Source organism: Burkholderia sp. Bp8998 (genome assembly GCF_003854235.1).
Lineage (GTDB): Bacteria > Pseudomonadota > Gammaproteobacteria > Burkholderiales > Burkholderiaceae > Burkholderia.
On the sequence record NZ_QTQF01000032.1, the window covers coordinates 76,965 to 93,549 of the forward strand.

15 protein-coding genes are annotated in these 16,585 nt (G+C 62.0%); 6 read left to right on the plus strand and 9 right to left on the minus strand.

Annotated features, from left to right (window positions below):
* Positions 1-56: 56 nt before the first annotated feature.
* Positions 57-977, plus strand: a complete 921-nt coding sequence (locus tag DIE06_RS27485; RefSeq protein WP_124664075.1) for a tyrosine-type recombinase/integrase — start codon at positions 57-59, stop codon at positions 975-977.
* An 892-nt stretch (positions 978-1,869) separates the two neighbouring features.
* Complete coding sequence (locus DIE06_RS27490) at positions 1,870-3,474, plus strand: Fic family protein (protein ID WP_124664076.1); 1,605 nt, start codon at positions 1,870-1,872, stop codon at positions 3,472-3,474.
* Between the two features lie 265 nt (positions 3,475-3,739).
* Here DIE06_RS27490 and DIE06_RS27495 read toward each other — a convergent pair whose 3' ends face one another.
* The 7 genes from DIE06_RS27495 to DIE06_RS27525 all read right to left on the minus strand — a co-directional run bounded on the left by DIE06_RS27495 (position 3,740) and on the right by DIE06_RS27525 (position 10,707).
* The gene (locus tag DIE06_RS27495; protein ID WP_124664077.1) at positions 3,740-3,922 is read right to left on the minus strand and encodes a hypothetical protein; all 183 of its coding nucleotides are present in this window, start codon (positions 3,920-3,922) and stop codon (positions 3,740-3,742) included.
* An 80-nt stretch (positions 3,923-4,002) separates the two neighbouring features.
* Positions 4,003-6,324 carry an SMC family ATPase gene (locus tag DIE06_RS27500; RefSeq protein WP_124664078.1) on the minus strand — a complete coding sequence of 774 codons (2,322 nt, stop codon included), beginning with the start codon at positions 6,322-6,324 and terminating at the stop codon, positions 4,003-4,005.
* On the minus strand, positions 6,312-6,833 hold the full coding sequence (locus DIE06_RS27505; RefSeq protein WP_124664079.1) for a hypothetical protein: 522 nt from the start codon (positions 6,831-6,833) through the stop codon (positions 6,312-6,314). Before DIE06_RS27505 ends, DIE06_RS27500 begins: the two co-directional genes overlap by 13 nt.
* 201 nt (positions 6,834-7,034) lie before the next feature.
* Positions 7,035-8,402, minus strand: coding sequence for a metallophosphatase family protein (locus DIE06_RS27510; RefSeq protein WP_124664098.1), 1,368 nt, complete (start codon positions 8,400-8,402; stop codon positions 7,035-7,037).
* Positions 8,403-8,477: 75 nt separating this feature from the next.
* Positions 8,478-8,963, minus strand: coding sequence for an NADAR family protein (locus DIE06_RS27515; RefSeq protein ID WP_124664080.1), 486 nt, complete (start codon positions 8,961-8,963; stop codon positions 8,478-8,480).
* A gap of 170 nt (positions 8,964-9,133) precedes the next feature.
* Positions 9,134-10,444, minus strand: a complete 1,311-nt coding sequence (locus DIE06_RS27520; protein ID WP_124664081.1) for a hypothetical protein — start codon at positions 10,442-10,444, stop codon at positions 9,134-9,136.
* A complete protein-coding gene (locus DIE06_RS27525) occupies positions 10,441-10,707 on the minus strand; it encodes a hypothetical protein (RefSeq protein WP_124664082.1) in 267 nt (88 codons plus the stop codon). The genes DIE06_RS27520 and DIE06_RS27525 overlap by 4 nt, the downstream gene beginning before the upstream one ends.
* Positions 10,708-11,325: 618 nt before the next feature.
* Here DIE06_RS27525 and DIE06_RS27530 point away from each other — a divergent pair.
* The 4 genes from DIE06_RS27530 (at position 11,326) to DIE06_RS27545 (ending at position 13,637) form a co-directional block, all read left to right on the plus strand.
* Complete coding sequence (locus DIE06_RS27530; RefSeq protein ID WP_124664083.1) at positions 11,326-11,943, plus strand: DUF1845 domain-containing protein; 618 nt, start codon at positions 11,326-11,328, stop codon at positions 11,941-11,943.
* A gap of 176 nt (positions 11,944-12,119) precedes the next feature.
* Entirely contained in the window at positions 12,120-12,866 is a 747-nt protein-coding gene (locus tag DIE06_RS27535; RefSeq protein ID WP_124664084.1) for a hypothetical protein, read from the plus strand.
* 10 nt (positions 12,867-12,876) lie between these two features.
* Positions 12,877-13,284, plus strand: coding sequence for a polymer-forming cytoskeletal protein (locus DIE06_RS27540; protein ID WP_124664085.1), 408 nt, complete (start codon positions 12,877-12,879; stop codon positions 13,282-13,284).
* On the plus strand, positions 13,281-13,637 hold the full coding sequence (locus DIE06_RS27545) for a hypothetical protein (RefSeq protein ID WP_124664086.1): 357 nt from the start codon (positions 13,281-13,283) through the stop codon (positions 13,635-13,637). Before DIE06_RS27540 ends, DIE06_RS27545 begins: the two co-directional genes overlap by 4 nt.
* A 45-nt stretch (positions 13,638-13,682) precedes the next feature.
* Here DIE06_RS27545 and DIE06_RS27550 read toward each other — a convergent pair whose 3' ends face one another.
* Together DIE06_RS27550 and DIE06_RS27555 are read right to left on the minus strand one after the other, a co-directional pair.
* Positions 13,683-15,389 (minus strand): ATP-dependent helicase, encoded by a 1,707-nt coding sequence (locus tag DIE06_RS27550; RefSeq protein WP_124664087.1) that lies wholly within the window; start codon positions 15,387-15,389, stop codon positions 13,683-13,685.
* A gap of 18 nt (positions 15,390-15,407) precedes the next feature.
* A complete protein-coding gene (locus DIE06_RS27555; protein WP_124664099.1) occupies positions 15,408-16,286 on the minus strand; it encodes an ATPase in 879 nt (292 codons plus the stop codon).
* Between the last annotated feature and the right edge of the window lie 299 nt (positions 16,287-16,585).

The following is a 16,585-nucleotide window of genomic DNA, read 5'->3' on the forward strand; positions in this document are numbered from 1 at the left end:
AATCGCAGATTCGCGTCCGGTGGTGACGGGCAGACATTCAGTATATAAAGTACGTCATGAACCCAATCTCCGACTGGCTTTCCGCCCCGACCGATGCCTATCGGCAATGGCAGCACACCGAAGCCGCCGGCGCGGATCGACGCGCGTTCTCGCCCCGCTCGATCACTCAGCACGAAGCGATGTTCGAGCGGTTCATGCGACACCTCGCGGCCGCACGCAAAACGCTAGCCACCTTCGGCCCCGAGCATCTCGAATCGTTCTTTGTCGACCTCGACAACCGTTGCCAGCCCGGCACGACGACACGCCTTCGGTACCAGAAGCTGATCGACCGCCTGTGTCGCCACCTGGCTGACGTTGGCGTGCGGCAAACGAATCCCGCGTCCGCATTCGCGCTGGCTCAGGCCTGGCCCGAAGACGAACCGAATCCTGTGTATGTCCCCGAGGCCGACGACATTCGGCTGCAGGCGCACGTGCTCGACGTCGACGGCATGGACGCCCGCGTACTGCGCAACCGTGCGATCGTCGCCTTACTGCTTGCAACCGGCATCACGGCGCAAGAGATCCGTTTGGCGAAGGCCGCCGAGGTCGACCTGTCACCTGTCCGTCCAAACATCGAAATCCCGAAGCGCGGCGCGCGCGATGCGCGTCGCATCGGTATTGCCGAGTTCGCCCTGCCAGCCCTGTCCCGTTGGTACACTCAGCTGGCGGCAACGGATGATGGCCTTCTCTTTCCATCACCGCGCGCCGGCGGTCCGATGAACGACGCGCTGCTTGGACTCGCCGTGCGCGACGAGCTGCTCGCAATCGATATCCGCCTGCCCGACATGAGTCCGCGCACCTTGCGCAACACTTACGCTCGCCGCCTGCTCATCGCGGGCCACAGCAACGAGGATACGAGCCGGTTGTTGGGTCTCACTAGCCAGCGCACCGTTGTGCGACTGCGATCGACGATTCCCTCGTCCGGCGACGGCACCTGACCTTGACTTCGTCGGCCACTCGGTACGTTGAACGGACCACCCATCGCGCTGGCTTTTCTTTCGATCGGAGATGCCGGATGCACCACAAGACGCCATACAGCGAACTCGACGACCTGACCGCGGGCAGGGCGCTTGCCGATTTCGATTGATCGTCTCCGACGGCGACCAGCCGATCGTCGTCGTGCACATCGATATGTGCGCGACAATGGGTTTCTGGTCGGCGAGATTCAATGCGGTCTGATGATGGGTGGACGCAACCGTCACTTCCGAATTCCAGCCCAATCCAATACCCGTTGGGAAGTCGTGGCTGGCACTGACGAGGATGCCACAGTGCACATGCGCGTCGCCCGCAGGCTCGCAAGCAATGTCCGACCCTGCCCGAGCTATGGAATGCACTGGTGATCCTCACGACTGACGCTCGCGGGCGAGTCCGGATTCTGTTGACTCCGCTCGTTGATCGCCGGCGCTTCAAACCTGCCAACATCATCCGCTCGTGAAAGAATGCGGACCACACGCCTGATCTGCATGCGGCGGACCGTTTCCAAGATGAACGGAAAAACGAGGTCGAGTCATTGAGCGCCGTCTCGCCTTGCGCAACGTCGGCGCCGGGGAGAGGCCACCAAAAATATCATCACACCCTACTATTGGCCACTCGTCCACCCTCATCTGTCTGCCGGTCCTAGAAACAACAGTTCAATCACGCCATCCATAGCGCCCCCGATGTGCCGAACCCCTAGTACCAACTGGGCTCTGGCTATCCTGGCAAAATCGTAGTGGCATTGCCAGGCAAGATAGTAGTGATATCGAATAGCACAAAAGTAGCGTCATCCAATAACGCAATTTTAGTGATATTCTTAGACAGAAAAATAGTGAACTCACCTAGGTCAACAAAATGGCGGCACCCAACGAAAAACTGGCGGACTCTCTGAACGTACTTAAGGCGTTGCAGGACCAAGGCCTCCGGGTATTCCAGCCTTCGGTCATACCGTCGCTCACTCGCACTCATCGAGAACGACTGGTTAGGGCCGGGTTCCTGAAGCAGGTCATCCAGGGATGGTATCTCGCGAACAATCCAGAAGATGCTGACGGCGATTCGACACGCTGGTACGCCAACATGGAGGTCTTTGTCGCGGCGTACGCCAACTCGCGCTTCGATGACGACTGGCAACTCAGCGCCGAACTGTCGCTTCTGAAACACAGCGGTCACACCAGCATTGCGAAACAGCTACAGTTGCAGTCGCCGAAAGCCAACAACCAGATGCAGGCGCTGCCGCACGACTGCTCCCTGTTTCTCTACCGCATTCCGGAATCCCAACTCGTCGCCTCGCGAGCCCCGGACGCCAGTGGGTTAATACTTATGCCGTTGCCCGACGCGCTGATTCGCGTCAGCCCGACGTTCTTCACTCAGCATGAGATGGCTGCCCAGATTGCGATGCGACAAGTCGACATCTCGCTGCTCATCGCACGCCTGCTCGAGGGAGGGCACAGCCTGGTTGCTGGTCGACTGGCCGGCGCCCTCAGGGCCGTAGGACGTACGGCCGATGCAAACCAGTTGCTAACCACCATGAAGGCCGCAATGTACACGACAACGGAGAACAATCCGTTCGAGCGGCCTCTTGCGCAAATCAACGGACGACGCAACGAATCCCCCTACGTCCTACGCATCAAGACGATGTGGTCAACTATGCGCGAGACTGTCCTCAAGCGGTTTGAGAACGTTCCGAGGCGGGGATTAACTGATGCAAACAGCCTACTCTCGGACATCGCCGCCCGGTACGTCGCGGACGCATACCATTCGCTGTCCATCGAAGGGTACCGGGTCGGCGCGGAGCTCATAGAAAAGGTCCGCAATGGCCAGTGGAGCCCGCTCACGCACCCTGAAGACCGGCAGACCCGAGACGCCATGGCAGCAAAGGGGTACGCAGAAACGCACAGTCACGTCAAGGCGCTCATCGGCCGCGTGGTGAATGAAGGGCTGAAACCGGCTGAAGCCTTCAGCGCAGATTTTTTCCAATGGTACGTGACGCTTTTTTCGCCGAGTGTGCAGGCCGGTATTCTCAAGGCAGGAGACTTGGCTGGTTTTCGCAACAATCAGGTTTTCATCCGTAACGCCCTCCACGTGCCACCCTCTCCAGAGGCCGTACGCGAATGCATGCCAGCTTTGATGGACCTGCTGGAAAGCGAAGAGCACGCCGGCGTCAGAGCAGTGCTGGGCCACTTCATTTTCGTTTTCATTCACCCGTACATGGACGGTAACGGACGCCTGTCACGATTCGTCATGAACTTCATGCTGACCACGGGCGGCTACCCATGGACAATCGTGACCGTCCAGTCGCGCAAGGCTTACCTGGACGCGCTCGAACAAGCCAGTACCTATGGCAACATCGAACCGTTCGCCGACCTGCTTTGCAGTCTGATATCAGAACAAGCAGTGACACCCGTCGAGCGTATTACTCAGCGCCCAGAAGCAGGGGATTGGACAGTGCCTCCGGTCTGACGGCCTCACCTTCCACCGACTGGCTTCAAGCGCAATAGCGTCGTTCGAGAACTTGGGGGTATCGTAGCGCTTCGGCTGCCCGACAGGAAAGACGAGGACTCGACCATCCTTGAAGGTGATGAAATCCGACTCCTCTTCGATCCAACGCTACACACTGATCGTCGGGCGCCGGACCAGCCGCTGAAGCTACGGCTGGCTGGCCGGAAGCGGTCCTTAACCGGCGATCAGGAGCATGATCAAATTTGACCTAACTGACCTCCGGCGCTCAGACAACTTGAGATGGTACCGCCGTCGCGGAGACGGTGACCCACTGACCGTCGATCAACATGTCGCGTAGTTCCGAGCCATTCAGGGTGTAGACGTGCTCGACACCCACGCGCGGACGCGCCCGGCGAATCGCCAACGTGTTCGCCATCGCCGTGTTCGATTGAACGGATTTCAGTTGCATTGCGTTCCTCACAAAAAAGAAAAGCGAGGAACGCCCCTGCGGGGAATTCCCCGCCAGGGTTCAAAGAAATGGACGCCGCCCTACTGGGCCAGCGCTGCTACATCGATCACTGCATCGGCTTCGGCGATCAGCTCGGGCGTCTGCGAGATGAAGAACTCCCGCTCGTAACCGCCCTGCTTCAACACCTCCCGCTTCATCCGCATGAACTGCACCTTGCGCTGCGGATCCAGCGGCCCATCCGACTCGTCGCTGAACAGCGACTGGTACGGCTGGCTCGCATTCCCCGCGATATACAACGCAATACCGCGCGTCAGGCACTCGTTGATCCAGACCTTCTGCCCACCGGACATGACCCCGACCGACTTGCTGCTGTCGCTGTCGGCGTCGTGCACGAGGATTTCGAAGCCCTCACGCAGTTCGCCGTTCGCGAGCGCCCGCTGTGTCTGGATCTCGACCGTGAATCGCATGCCGTAGCACGCAAGCAGCAGATCGTTCACCGTCTTTGTCAGGGCAGGACCCGCATCGTCGATCGTCAACGCAATTACGCCGTCGTTGCCGAGGGCTTTCGCCACCAGCTTCCAGTGCGCGATCTCGTCCGAGATGCGCACCGCCAGCGACTGCGTTGCCGCCAGGCCGCCTAGTTCACGCTCCAGCGAACCAAGCTCGGTTTCGCGTGTCGCCTGACTGCGGATCAACGCTTCGATCCTCGCGTCGAGCGCCGTGCCTGCATCGCGGTGCAATGCCATCTGCCGGTCCACATCCGCGATTGCCTGCGTGACGTCGACTGCGACGAGACGAGCAATTTCCGTCTCGATCTCACGCGACAGTGCAGCCAACCTGCCCATTTCCGTCTCACGACGTTTCTGGGCTTCACTGTCTTCGAGATCGAGGGTGGCAAGCTCAGCGCACGCCGTCGCCAGCCCCGCATCTGCCGCATCCAGCAACGGCTTGCGAGCCGCCAGATCCGTCGCACGCTGCAATGCCTGTCGTGCCGCCGTGATACTGTCGTTCACCTGCTGAAGTTCGACCCGCTTCGCGGACAGCGATGCGATTGCCGGCGCGAGCACATCCCGTTCGTCTCTCTGCGCCTTGTAACGGGTGCGGAGATCCTTCAGGGAAACGGTCTGAACTTGCGCCTGTTGCGCTGCATTGCGCGCTTGCACGAGCAACGGGCACGTGGCGTGAATCTCCATCTCGCCGCACGGCACCGACTCAACGACAGCCGCTTGCCCCTGCAGGTTCTTCAGCAACTCGGCTTTGGTCGCGCCTTCCGATTCGAGACCGGTCATCGCAGACTGAACCGTCGCTAGCCGAAGCTGCTTCGTATCCATGTCGGCGATGGCCTGCTGCAATGGCCCGATCTGCGCTTCCAGTTGTGAGACGCGAAGCTGTGCTTCGTCCCTCGCTGCAGCGGCACCAAGAATGGCGTCGCGTTGCTTCACCACCGCTTCGTGGCCCGTCATCGTCGTGCGAATCGCGGCGCGGCGTTGCGTGAAACGTTGCCGATCCGCAGCCGTATCCCGTTCGATGCCTTGTAGGGACGTGGCCACCTCATTGCGCTGCACGCTGAGTTCGCGGAGTCGTGCTTCGACACCCGTGTTCTCGCCCTGCTTTGCCACGAGCGTCGCCCGCTGCTGCACCAGGCCGGCGAGCACGGTTTGCACCGACTCCCGTTCAGCGCGCGCCGAGACAGTTGCCGCGGCATCCGCTTCGATCGACTTGCGCGTCTCGTCGGCGCGCTCACGCTTGCCGGCAAACGCCACAACGTCTTGCCGCACGGCATCCAGACGCCTGGTCAGCACTTTGGCGACGTCGGCCGCCTTCGCAGCCAGCGCACGCAGATGGTCGATCTTGAGCAACTCGGCGAGCAGCGTCTTGATCTCGTTCGCGCCGTAGGACGCGAGCGGCCGCCGGTTCTGCGCGGAAAACACGCTGGTGAAGAACGATTCCAGCGAGCCGCAGATCGCTTCGACACAACGGTCGTAGGTCTCGCCCTTACCGTCCGAAACCGTGCCCTCCGGCAACGTCACCGGGCGCCACTCCCCGTCCATCGAGCGATAGAACAGGAAGTAGTCCGCCTTACCGGCTTTACCCGGTTTGCGAAACGCGAAGGACGAGCGATAACGGATACCGTCATGCTCCCACTCGAATTCCTTGCGCGCCTGGACACCGCAGATATGATCCCAGTACGAGAATGCATCGACAGACAGCTTCGACGCGCGCGACGGCATGATCCGATACGGATGCAAATTGTCCATGAGCGTCGTCTTCCCGGCGCCATTCGGGCCGGTCAACGCAATCAACCCGCGCGGCAAGGATTCGAGATCGAGTTCGACGCTGTCGCGCTTCATCCCATCTCGTACCCCATAGAACCCCTCGAGGAGCAATCTCAACGGACGCATGATTCTGCCTCCAAAAGAGAGATCTCCTGCAGGTATTCCGACGGCAGGAACAGTATGTCCTCGTCGTCGATCGGCAGCATCGGCTCCGGTCGGATGACCTTGGTGCCAAGCGTGCCTGCCACGGCTTGCCGAACCGTGTCGCAAAGTTGCGCGAACGACGCGGAGGCCTGCTTGATCAGCGCGTCCCAATCGGTACAGCCGGTCAGGATCTGGAGCTCGCGCCCCGACCACTGACTGGCGTATCCCGAACTGAACGACCAAAGCAGGTTCTGCATCTGGACGTCGGGTACCACAGCGACTTCCGGGGAATCGACGTCGGTCGCATGCACGAGCACGAGGAAACTGTCGCGCTGCGCAATCGTGACGCCGCGGCCGGAGCCGAAGGGCTGATGAAACAGCGCGGCCGTGCATCCGCCGTGGTCAACGAGACCCTTCTGCAACGCCTTTGCGTCGTTCGACGCGGAAAACTGCTGGACCCAACGGGCACCGGCGGGATAAAGGCCAAACATAGACACACTCCTGTGAAATGGACGGAGTGCGCCCGGCAGGGATCGCTCCCCGCCAGGGTAGATAAGAAAATGGATGCAGCGGTGCTGCGATCGATGCGCCTGTCGGCGCGGGGTGAACCTCGTTTCGATAGCCACGTGGGCTATCGGAACACGGCTGTGTTCATTGCTCGGCGTCGTGTTGACCGTCGAGACAGGCAGCACTCAGGCTGCGAACAGATCATCGTTGAGCCATGACAGCGACGGCTTTGATTCAGGCTCCGGCGCAGCTTCGAGACTGGCGGCGACCAGCGGGACGACGTTCGCCGTGCCGCCAGGAATCTCCGGCACCTCGATCGAATCGCCAACCTGCGCAATTCGATCAAGCACCGACGCCGCGATCGCTTCCGCGTCGCCAGTCTCGAGCAGCTGCAGCCGTTCGAGGAGCGGGTCGGGCTCGACAGAAGTGAGCTCGCACCAGCGCGCGACCTTCGCATCGACCGTCACCGCCTTGCTGATCCCCTCCGCGCGGCTTCTCATCACCGGCAGGATGCGCGGCTCGAGCTTCAGGCCGGCGGCCGACGCAAACATCGATTCGATTGCCTTCCGGTCGACGAGCTGCTTGTGCTCCTCGTCGATCTGCCAGCGAACCCGGACGAACTTGCCGGCTGAGTCCGCGGCGAGCACCGCAAGCTGCGCTTCGTCGGGCGGGCCATCGAATGCAATGCACACCATCTCGCGCGACGGCGTCGTCACCAGCTCGGCACGTGCTTCAGCCGCCAGCACCTCCCATAACAGGTAACCTTTGTCGCCTTCTTCGCCGTAGTGGAATCGCCCAATCGAGCCGGGATATCCCACCGCGCGCCCTTCGCGCAACCAGATCTGGTGCTTATGGATGTGACCCAGCATGAACGCGGCACACTCTGCGTCGAACAGTGCGCCCAGGCTGAACTCGTGATCGAATCCCGCCATCGTCACACCATGCTCGGTTGTGCATCCGGCCACCGTGCCGTGCGAGAGGCCAATTGTCGGCACGCCGATCGCGCGCAAGCGTGCGTTATTCCTGCCCGCTGCCGCGAGGTACGTTCCGAGCACGTCGCCGAGCTCCGTCGATGCGGACAACGCACCTACCTTCAGTGCGAGATCGGCCTTGTTCATCGTCGGCAGACAGGTGAAGACCGCGTCCGGATAGAGTCCGTCGAACGCAAGCATCTCTGCGTCGTCGAACACCGGACCGTCGGACGCTCGGAACTGCGTGCCGATCAGAGCAACCTGACCAATCCGATCTGCAACGAACACGGGATACCGCGCGCCCATCAACGCAAAGTTGGCGAGCGTGCCGGGCGGCTCATGCGAGAACGTGCCCTGCAACATGATGACGGGCATCGCTTCGGCCAATCGGTGCACCTGTGTCGCGAGCGCATGCAGCGACGGCGCGTGTGCGTCGAGGCGATGATCGGTCGAGTCGCCCGAGATCACCGCCACCCGCGCCCCGCGCGAGATTGCGTCGTCGACTGCGAACGCGAAACAGCGATCGGCCTCGTCCACGTTCTCCGGCGAGTAATGCAAGTCAGAAAAATGCGCGATTTTCATCGACGCCTCCAAAATTAAAAAGGCCGCCTCGCGGCAGCCGACAATTGACGAACACCGAGACGGTGCGCTGAAGAATTACTGCGGAAACAGGACGTCGCGCACCCGCATCAGCGTCTTGCCGAGCAGGTTCAGCCCTTGCCAGTTCGACGGTTCCGCGAGGCGCGGATCGGTCTCGCCGAGTCCGACACCCCAGATCCGATCGTACGGACTCGCCTCGACCAGCACGCTCGAACCGGTATCCCGCAGAACTGCCGCGAGCTCGGCGTTTTGCCGAAATTTTTCCCGGCAACCGACGAACATGATGGATTCGCGACAGCGTTCCCAGATGGCGTTATCGAAACCACGAACAGCACGTCCCAGTCGCTTCTGCTCGCGCGGCGATGACGCGGCGAGAATCTTCGACGCGGTGTCGATATCCTCGAACAGCATCGCCTTCGCGTACATCATGAATTGCTCGGTGCTGGTGAAAGTCACCTCGTGATAGCTGAAGTGGCACGGGTGCCAATTGCTCAGCACGTCGGCGGCGCCGAAAAACGCCGTGATGTTGCCGATCCGGCGCATGAACTCCTCCGAAATGGATAGTCAAGAGATGGCCGCTTGCGCGGACGGTTTCGATGCGTGAACGACGCGGTCGAAAGCACTTGAGCAAAGGGACTTTGCTGAAAAGCTCTCGGAGTCGCTGAGAAGAGGAAAAAGCGCCAGCCCCGAAGGGCTGGCTGAAGGAAAAACCGCTATCGGCGGTTGAACGATTCGACCGCCTCGCTGATCTCGCGGTCGAGAACATCCGGCGCATCGAGGGCGCCGGTCAGCCGTCCGATCATCTTGTCGACGTCCGTGGGCCGTTCCGCCCAGCCGCGCCCGAACTTGACGTGGCTGTAGACACGAAACTGCTCGCGGCGCGCGTCTGCGTTCAGGCGAAGACGCAGCAGCAGATCCTGCAGCCGATGCCGCTTCTCTTCGATCGACTCCGGGGGCGGGTCGTCGTGTTCGTCGCGTTGAGCATTGCCGGCGTGCGTCGCCGGTTGGGTGTCACCCGACGTGGCCCCGCCACTTCCGTCAGTCGGATGGAGCGGAATCACCGTGCCGCCCGCACCGAGCAGTGCGGCCGCACCTTGCGCGACCTCGATCGCCGGTGCCGCTTCGTCCGCGCCATCCAGCAGCGCACCGATGTCGATATCCGCGTCGAGAACCGTCAACATCTGAGGCTGACGCACGGCCTCGCCGTTCTCGTTGATCCGCGTGATGTCGAATTCCCGCTTCGAGAGCCAGAAGCGCGTGCCCGTGAGCCTGCCGCGCGCCAACTGCACCGTCTGCATCGCGGCGTAGGCTTTCTGGAGCACGTAGATCGAGTTCGTCGGTAGCTCGACCAAGCCGAGCCCCTTGATGTCGGGGACCGCGAACACGAAATGCGCGGAGAGATTGCACTGCCGGCTCTGGTACTGCGGGCATTGCTCGGGATCGCAGACGCCGTCTGGGATTGCGTCGTCCTGGCGGAAGATCACGTCACGACCGCCGAAATGGCGTGTGGCCCGCTGGGCCCGCGGATCTCGTTCGACCTTCGCGTAGGTCTTGCAGTACCGGATGCCGTCGGGACCATACTGCGAGAAGAACTTCCGGCCAGTGGCGCCCCACGCGGCCATTTCGTTCGGGAGGTTCTGCATCCAGTCGTTGAAGGCGAACAGCACCGGGAAACGGTACAGCCGCACGCCCTGCCCGCGATCCTCGCCGTATAGCTTGAGAATCTCGTCGGCCACGTCCGGGTTGTTGAAGTCCGATCGGCGGCACGTGAAGTAGTCGACGTTCTTCGGCGCCAGTGCGTTCCGGAGCTGGCAGCGCGATTCGATCGCTTTGCCGATCGTCTCGAATGAGTCGCCGGCGGCGACCATCGTTTCGTACAGCCTCACCGCCTCCTGATTGGCGCGCGCCTTGGACGTCAGCACCTTGATGCCGGGCCGGATACGTCCGATCACCGGAGGGCGCATCGCACGCTCTTCGACCAGGCTGCGCACAGGGCCGCCCAGCATAGGGACTACAGCATTCATGAAGGTTTCCTCGCAAGATAGAAAATCGCCTGAGTGCGCATCGCGCTCGCTGACTGCTCGAGCGTGCTGGCGGCCGCCTCTCCGCGGCGTTCGGCGATGTGGGACAGAAAGATGCGGCGGTCGTGATCGCTGTACATCGCGACCTGAGCCACCTCGCACCGCGCACGCCAGGCTGGCGACGCGGTATCGGCAGTTGCGCGCTCGTCGGCGATCGTGTTGCTGATCACGTTGGCGATGCGCGCGTCGAGACGGTTGGGAAGCATGTGAACCTCCGGGACAGGAACAAACGACGAAAAAAGCGCGTCCCTCGGCAAGAGGAACGCGCTTTTCGGATTCGTGGAAATGACCCAAGCGCCACGTCCCTTCTGGGGACGTGGCGCTCAGGGAGCCGGTCGGCTCATATCGAGGACGTTAGGTCGTCCTCGCGCAGCATGGTCACGCTGCGCAACAGCCCATTTTCGGAAATACCACTCCGCCGCAGGATCACGGCTCAGTCGACTACGATCGTTCTACCCAGACTCTGGTCTGGAGAGAGACACCCGATGTCCGGACTCGAACGATGTCGCGGCGCAAATACATGCGGCCGGCGACGAGTTTTATGACTGAAAGATGGGAAGTGCTGGCTAGGCACTCATCAGCAGAAGATTCCACACCAGTTGCCGGCTGGTCGGAGCATGCCCATTGGCACGGCTTGTACAGAAGATGGACTTCGGGTTACGAAGTCTAGGTCGATGCGTCGTGGACGCGAGAAGTAGAGTCAGTATTGCGGAAATTTGTGATCGGAAAGGGTGGAAAGCTCACGAAAACAGGCCCGCTTTTGCCTGAATTGTTAAATCGGGTTAACCCAAAATCATTGATGAGAGAGACCACCCGTAAACATCATGTCCGCCGTTCTCGAACCACCGCACGACCCGCAGCGGGACGCGCCCCTGCTCGACCCGATCGCCGTCGATCCCAACACGCGCCCGTCGAACGATTCGCTGTCCCCGTCGTCAACGGGACTCAAGCCGATCCAACGTCTGACGAGCGACAGCCGCATCGATCGAATCATCCCCGATTCCGACGCGGTCACGGTGTTGTGCTACAGCTCGCAGTTCGCCCGCAATTTCATTCGCGGCGACTACAACTTCTGCGCGTCGAAAATCGCCGTCGCGCGCGGGGGAAAAACGCATGCGCTCGAGTCCGCGCTGCGTGATACGTCGGACTGGCTGCGCAAGGCGCTGGTGTGGGTCGAAAAGCACGAGGCCCGGACGATCGCTTTCCCCGCCGAGCATATTGAACTGAAGGTCACGCGACCACTCGCGGGTCTGCTGGTCCGTTGCCTCACCCAATACGACAAGCTCTTTGTGGCGACGATGGAAGCCGTGCTCGCCGAAAAGATCACCGCGCAGGACCGGGCCACCATCCTCGCGAACGCCGAGGGGCGGATCAAGCACATCTCGCTCGTCTGCGTGCCCGACAACGATCGCTACCAGGTAGACGGGACACTGCGCGATTGAACGTTCATCGCCTGATGAACTTGACTCGCTGCCGGAATGGCTACGCTGGCAAAGACTACATGCCCTAGTGCGATGCACGGGCAAGCGCTCGCTCGTCAACCGACCGCGCACGCGTAAGCAATCTCGCAATCTCGTATATGCGTCCGCAACCGAGACGCCTTCACACCCGGAGGACTATGGACATCCGAGAAATTCAGGCGCTGCACGCCCAGTACGCAGCCCAACCGGTCGTGATCGACATCAACGGCCACGTCGAAGCCATGCCGGCACTCCCGGCTCCTGAAGGAAGTCGCAGTCGGATTGCACTGCCCCGCCTCGGCCGGTTCAAACGGCTGGTCCGGCCCGTGGCCATTGCCGTAGCAACCGCCGCGCTCGCTGCGGGCGGCGGTGTGAGTGCCGCCAATCTTTGGCGGGTCCTGCGCGTACCATCGCACGCCGAGGTGACGCACGAAGCCACCACGCCAGCTCCCCGCCCTGCGTCGGCCGCCGCTTCGGCTCTCGCCGGCCCCCGCTCCCTGACGGCGGCCGACTTCGCCGGTTCGAACAGCGCGCCAAAGGGAGTGCTGGCGAGCGTCGATCCGCGCTCGATGACCGCCCGTCACGATCCGCCACCCACCGATACATCGCCGCGAGAGCAGGCCGCGCCGAGCGACTTGGACAAGGCCGCAGCAGCACCAATCCGTGCGCCACGGACCGCACCGGTCGCGCAGACCGCCGCGCCGACCGTAGCTTCCGCAACGACCGAACCGGCGCCGCCACCGGCTGCCCCACCGAAGGCCGCTCCCCGGCATATCCACCGCGCCACCGCGCGGCCGCACGCCGCACCGGCAGAAAATACCGAACCCGCCGCGCCTGCGCCCACACCGGCGCCTGCCCCCAAAGCGCCGGCAGCAGGCAAGTCCGGCGACGTCCAACTCTTCTAACGAGGCCACCATGAAACCCAAAACCATCAACGTGACGCTGCTGGCCACCGGTCTGGTCGTCCAGGGCGATCTGATCCTCGATCACGGGATGAGCGCGTTCGCGCTCGTGAGCGGCAGCATCATCTCGACGGCCGGCCTGCTGCATATCGGGCAAGGCGGAATGATCAAGGGCAAGGTGCAAGGCGAGATCGTACGCATCGACGGCGTCGTGGAAGGCGATGTGCATGCCCGTGACATGCTCGAGATCAACGGCGTGGTGAAGGGCAACGTCTATTACTGCGGCACGATCCGGCTTGGGCCACAAGCCGCGCTCAACGGTCAGCTCAAACGCGTCCCGCGCGAACTGACCATTGAAGCGCCGACGGCCGGCGCACCACTCAGCGACAACGCCAATACCACGGCACTGACCACGTCATGAAAAACGTGCGTAAACTCCTCGGCTCGATTGTCCAGCGGGCGGTACCTATGGCAATCATCATCTCGTCGCTGGCTGCTTCGGCGGCCCTTGCTGTCAGCGGTCTAGCACGGTTATGGGGATCCCCCGGCAATATCACTACCGAGGCGATTGGGAACACTGTCCATTTCGTTGCTTACGTGCTCGCCTGGCGCAACGAAGGCGTAGCCGACATCTGGCTGCTCCAGGCTCCTATCGCGCTCATCACCTACCTCCTGATGACCACGGTCCCGCTGTTCATCGGATGTTTAGCTGTCGAAGTGTGGGAAATGTGCCACGAAAAAGCCGAAGCAGACGACGTAAACACGGCGCGATAAGGCTTCGAATTTCTCCGCAGGTCGGCCACCTCGCGTGGCCGATTTTTATTCGATTCCGGACTCGATCACGAACCGCGAAACGGCGTTCTTCTGGATCGACGTGATGACAAGATTCTCCCGCGCGCGCGTCATCGCCACATAGAAAAGCCGGCGCTCCTCGGATTCCGGGCTCTTGTCGTCCGGCACGACGCCCTCCTCCGCGCGACTGATCCAGACGTGATCCCATTCGAGCCCCTTGGAGCCGTGCATTGTCGTGAGCACCAACACGCCGTCGCCGGGCTTGTTGTTATCCCGCTGCAAGAACTCGATGCGATTGGTAAACGAGCCGTTCAGGCGGCTGATCACGTCATAGGTGCACTGGAGCGCGCGGATGGCCGCGTCCCCTTTCGCGTACCCCATCATCCATTCGAACACGCCCTCGAGCGCAAGCGAGTGGAATTCCCGCTCGCAGAGCGACTGCCATTCGGCCAAACGCTTCATGAACGCTCGATACGCGGTCGCCGTGTCCTCGGTCAGGCCGAGCGCGACAAGATCCTGTTTCTGGCGCTGAACGAACTCGGCGCCCATGTCCCGATGGAGTGCGCGTAGATCATGCGAACTGATCCCCATGTATCCGAGCACCGCGTCGACACCGTTCTGCTTCCGACCTTCGACGATCTGGAGAAGATTGCACATCAGTGCAGCCTGCGGCCGGTTGAGCACAGAACCGCCGGACGCGCGGTAGTACGGCACGCCGTGCGACCGGCAGACCGATTCGATCGGATCGAGGTTGCGGTTCGTGCGCGCGAGGATCGCACACGTCCGGCCTGCTGCCAGTTGCGCCTGCAGCACATCGACTGCCGCAATAGCGTCTCCGTATTCGTCCTCGAAGCGCTGCGACGACACTGCGCCGCCGCCGCCGCGGTCGGCGTGCAACACCTTTGGAATCCGGTCGACGTTGTTGCGGATGACGCGGTCGGCCGCCGCCAGGATCTCCGAGCGGCAACGGTAGTTGCTGCCGAGTACGATCTTCTGCGCGTCGAACGTCCCGGAGAAGCTCTCCATGCCTCGGACGCCCAAGGCCGAGCGGAAACCGTAGATGCTCTGGTCGTCATCGCCGACCACGGTCACCTGCGCGCCGGCGCGCGCGTGCAGCTCGACCCACCGATATTGAAGCGGATCCGTGTCCTGAAACTCGTCGACGAGCAGATCCGTGAAGCGATATGGACGGATGTCGCCACTTTCCATGCCGGCCACGGCCAGCCGCAGCATGTCCTGGAAATCGATCTTGCCGTTGCGCTCGAGCGCTTCCTGATACGCGGCATAGAGCCTTGCTTCAGCCGATCCGGATTCAGCCCGACCGAAGTTCGTCTTGATGCGTTCGATGATCGGCACCGCTTCCTCGACTTTCCACTCGAACCCGAGCTCCGCGATCACGCGACCCAGCATCCCGAACCGGTCGCCGTCGGACGCAATATCGTGGCGTGCACGGCCGGGCTGTCCGATCTGCTTGAACGCCAACGAGTGGAACGTCCCGGCGATTAGCCGCCGCTTCGCGTCCGGCACGGCGATCGCCAGGATCCGCTCGCGCAACTCGAGGGCCGCGTCCTTACTGAACGTCACCGCACCTACCACCGCGGCCGGATCCTCCAGTAGGCGCGCGGCCTTGGTCGCGATCGTCTTGGTTTTTCCTGCGCCAGGACACGCGATCGCGACGCAGTGGCGGCGCAGGAGTGCCACCTCGCGCTGTTGGGGGTTCAGCTCGTCGAGCATGGCACTCACCGCGCCCCCTTATCGACCGTGGACGGTCGTCATCAGGCGCAGGTGCGTCAAGTAGCCCCGCACACCGATCGGATGGAACTTGCGCAGGAAGCGCGACGTTTCCTCGTCGGCGTCCGACTGATCACGCACGCCGTTCCAGACCAGAAAGTCGAAATGGTCCATCACCTGATCGTACTTCAGCATCACGGACAGCAACCGCATCGAGAAACGCGAATACGCCTCGACCGTGATGTCCAGGGACGGCTTCGTCACCGTCGGCGAGAATACGATGTCGCCGCGCTCGCGCATCTCGGTCTCGGTTCGCTCCCGAAAGCCGTGCGCCACTTCAAGCTGCTCATTGACGTACGCTTCGAGGTCGTTCAGCTGCTTATCGAAAAAGGTCGTCACCGTCTCCTGATCGTCGGCGCCGAACGTCGCCCGGCCAAACCGCTGCATGTTGATGCTCATCCGGTTCAGATACGGCCACCATTGCTCAAACAGCGGCTTGAGCCGCGTGTGCTTCAGTCGAACGTCAGTCGACACGACCGCCGCGCCGGACAGTTGCTTGTTCATCAGTTCGCGGCCGATTTCGCGGCGGCGCTGAATGATGCGGACCCGTTCGGCCGGCGGCAACTCGCGGAACAGCTTGCGCGTGCGCGCGACCTGCTCGCGCTTCTCATCGGCCTCGGCGGCACTGATCATGCCCTCCCGCTGCAGCGTGGCCGCATCCGATTCCATCTGCGCAAGCTCGTTCTCGAGCTCGACGTCGTCCGCACCGTCCGTCGTCGGCCGCGCCGCCGGGTCGATGGCGGCGGTTTCGGCTCCGCCGGCCTCGTTCGTCGGATGCTCGGCCGTCTTCTCTCGTGCCTCGTCATCGAGGACGTGCGTCTCGTTGTCAATCGTGGTCATCATGGTCCTTTGGATGGGGTGAGTAACCGCACGCGCGGCATGCGTCTATTCTTGCGAGGTGGCGGCCCGGAATCGGCCCGAAACATGGACGATTTCTGCACGCTTTTGCCCGAGATCGACGCGAAGGCAACTCAAGCCACATAACGTCTCAAATGAAAATGCCCCTCAACCGGTTGAGGGGAATTTGGCGGAAAGCTCCACAAATTCGTATCGCTTTCTGTCCTAGTGTCCTGTTCCGCTGATTCGCGAGCAAAGTCGATGCAGCTTTTCGAGGATGGAATCGGCTGATGCGGTCCAGA

Bases quoted from the DNA above. Each gene is read 5' to 3' on its own strand.
- DIE06_RS27485 (WP_124664075.1), top strand. From the start codon at position 57: ATGAACCCAATCTCCGACTGGCTTTCCGCCCCGACCGATGCCTATCGG.
- DIE06_RS27490 (WP_124664076.1), top strand. From the start codon at position 1,870: ATGGCGGCACCCAACGAAAAACTGGCGGACTCTCTGAACGTACTTAAG.
- DIE06_RS27495 (WP_124664077.1), bottom strand. From the start codon at position 3,922: ATGCAACTGAAATCCGTTCAATCGAACACGGCGATGGCGAACACGTTG.
- DIE06_RS27500 (WP_124664078.1), bottom strand. From the start codon at position 6,324: ATGCGTCCGTTGAGATTGCTCCTCGAGGGGTTCTATGGGGTACGAGAT.
- DIE06_RS27505 (WP_124664079.1), bottom strand. From the start codon at position 6,833: ATGTTTGGCCTTTATCCCGCCGGTGCCCGTTGGGTCCAGCAGTTTTCC.
- DIE06_RS27510 (WP_124664098.1), bottom strand. From the start codon at position 8,402: ATGAAAATCGCGCATTTTTCTGACTTGCATTACTCGCCGGAGAACGTG.
- DIE06_RS27515 (WP_124664080.1), bottom strand. From the start codon at position 8,963: ATGCGCCGGATCGGCAACATCACGGCGTTTTTCGGCGCCGCCGACGTG.
- DIE06_RS27520 (WP_124664081.1), bottom strand. From the start codon at position 10,444: ATGAATGCTGTAGTCCCTATGCTGGGCGGCCCTGTGCGCAGCCTGGTC.
- DIE06_RS27525 (WP_124664082.1), bottom strand. From the start codon at position 10,707: ATGCTTCCCAACCGTCTCGACGCGCGCATCGCCAACGTGATCAGCAAC.
- DIE06_RS27530 (WP_124664083.1), top strand. From the start codon at position 11,326: ATGTCCGCCGTTCTCGAACCACCGCACGACCCGCAGCGGGACGCGCCC.
- DIE06_RS27535 (WP_124664084.1), top strand. From the start codon at position 12,120: ATGGACATCCGAGAAATTCAGGCGCTGCACGCCCAGTACGCAGCCCAA.
- DIE06_RS27540 (WP_124664085.1), top strand. From the start codon at position 12,877: ATGAAACCCAAAACCATCAACGTGACGCTGCTGGCCACCGGTCTGGTC.
- DIE06_RS27545 (WP_124664086.1), top strand. From the start codon at position 13,281: ATGAAAAACGTGCGTAAACTCCTCGGCTCGATTGTCCAGCGGGCGGTA.
- DIE06_RS27550 (WP_124664087.1), bottom strand. From the start codon at position 15,389: ATGCTCGACGAGCTGAACCCCCAACAGCGCGAGGTGGCACTCCTGCGC.
- DIE06_RS27555 (WP_124664099.1), bottom strand. From the start codon at position 16,286: ATGACCACGATTGACAACGAGACGCACGTCCTCGATGACGAGGCACGA.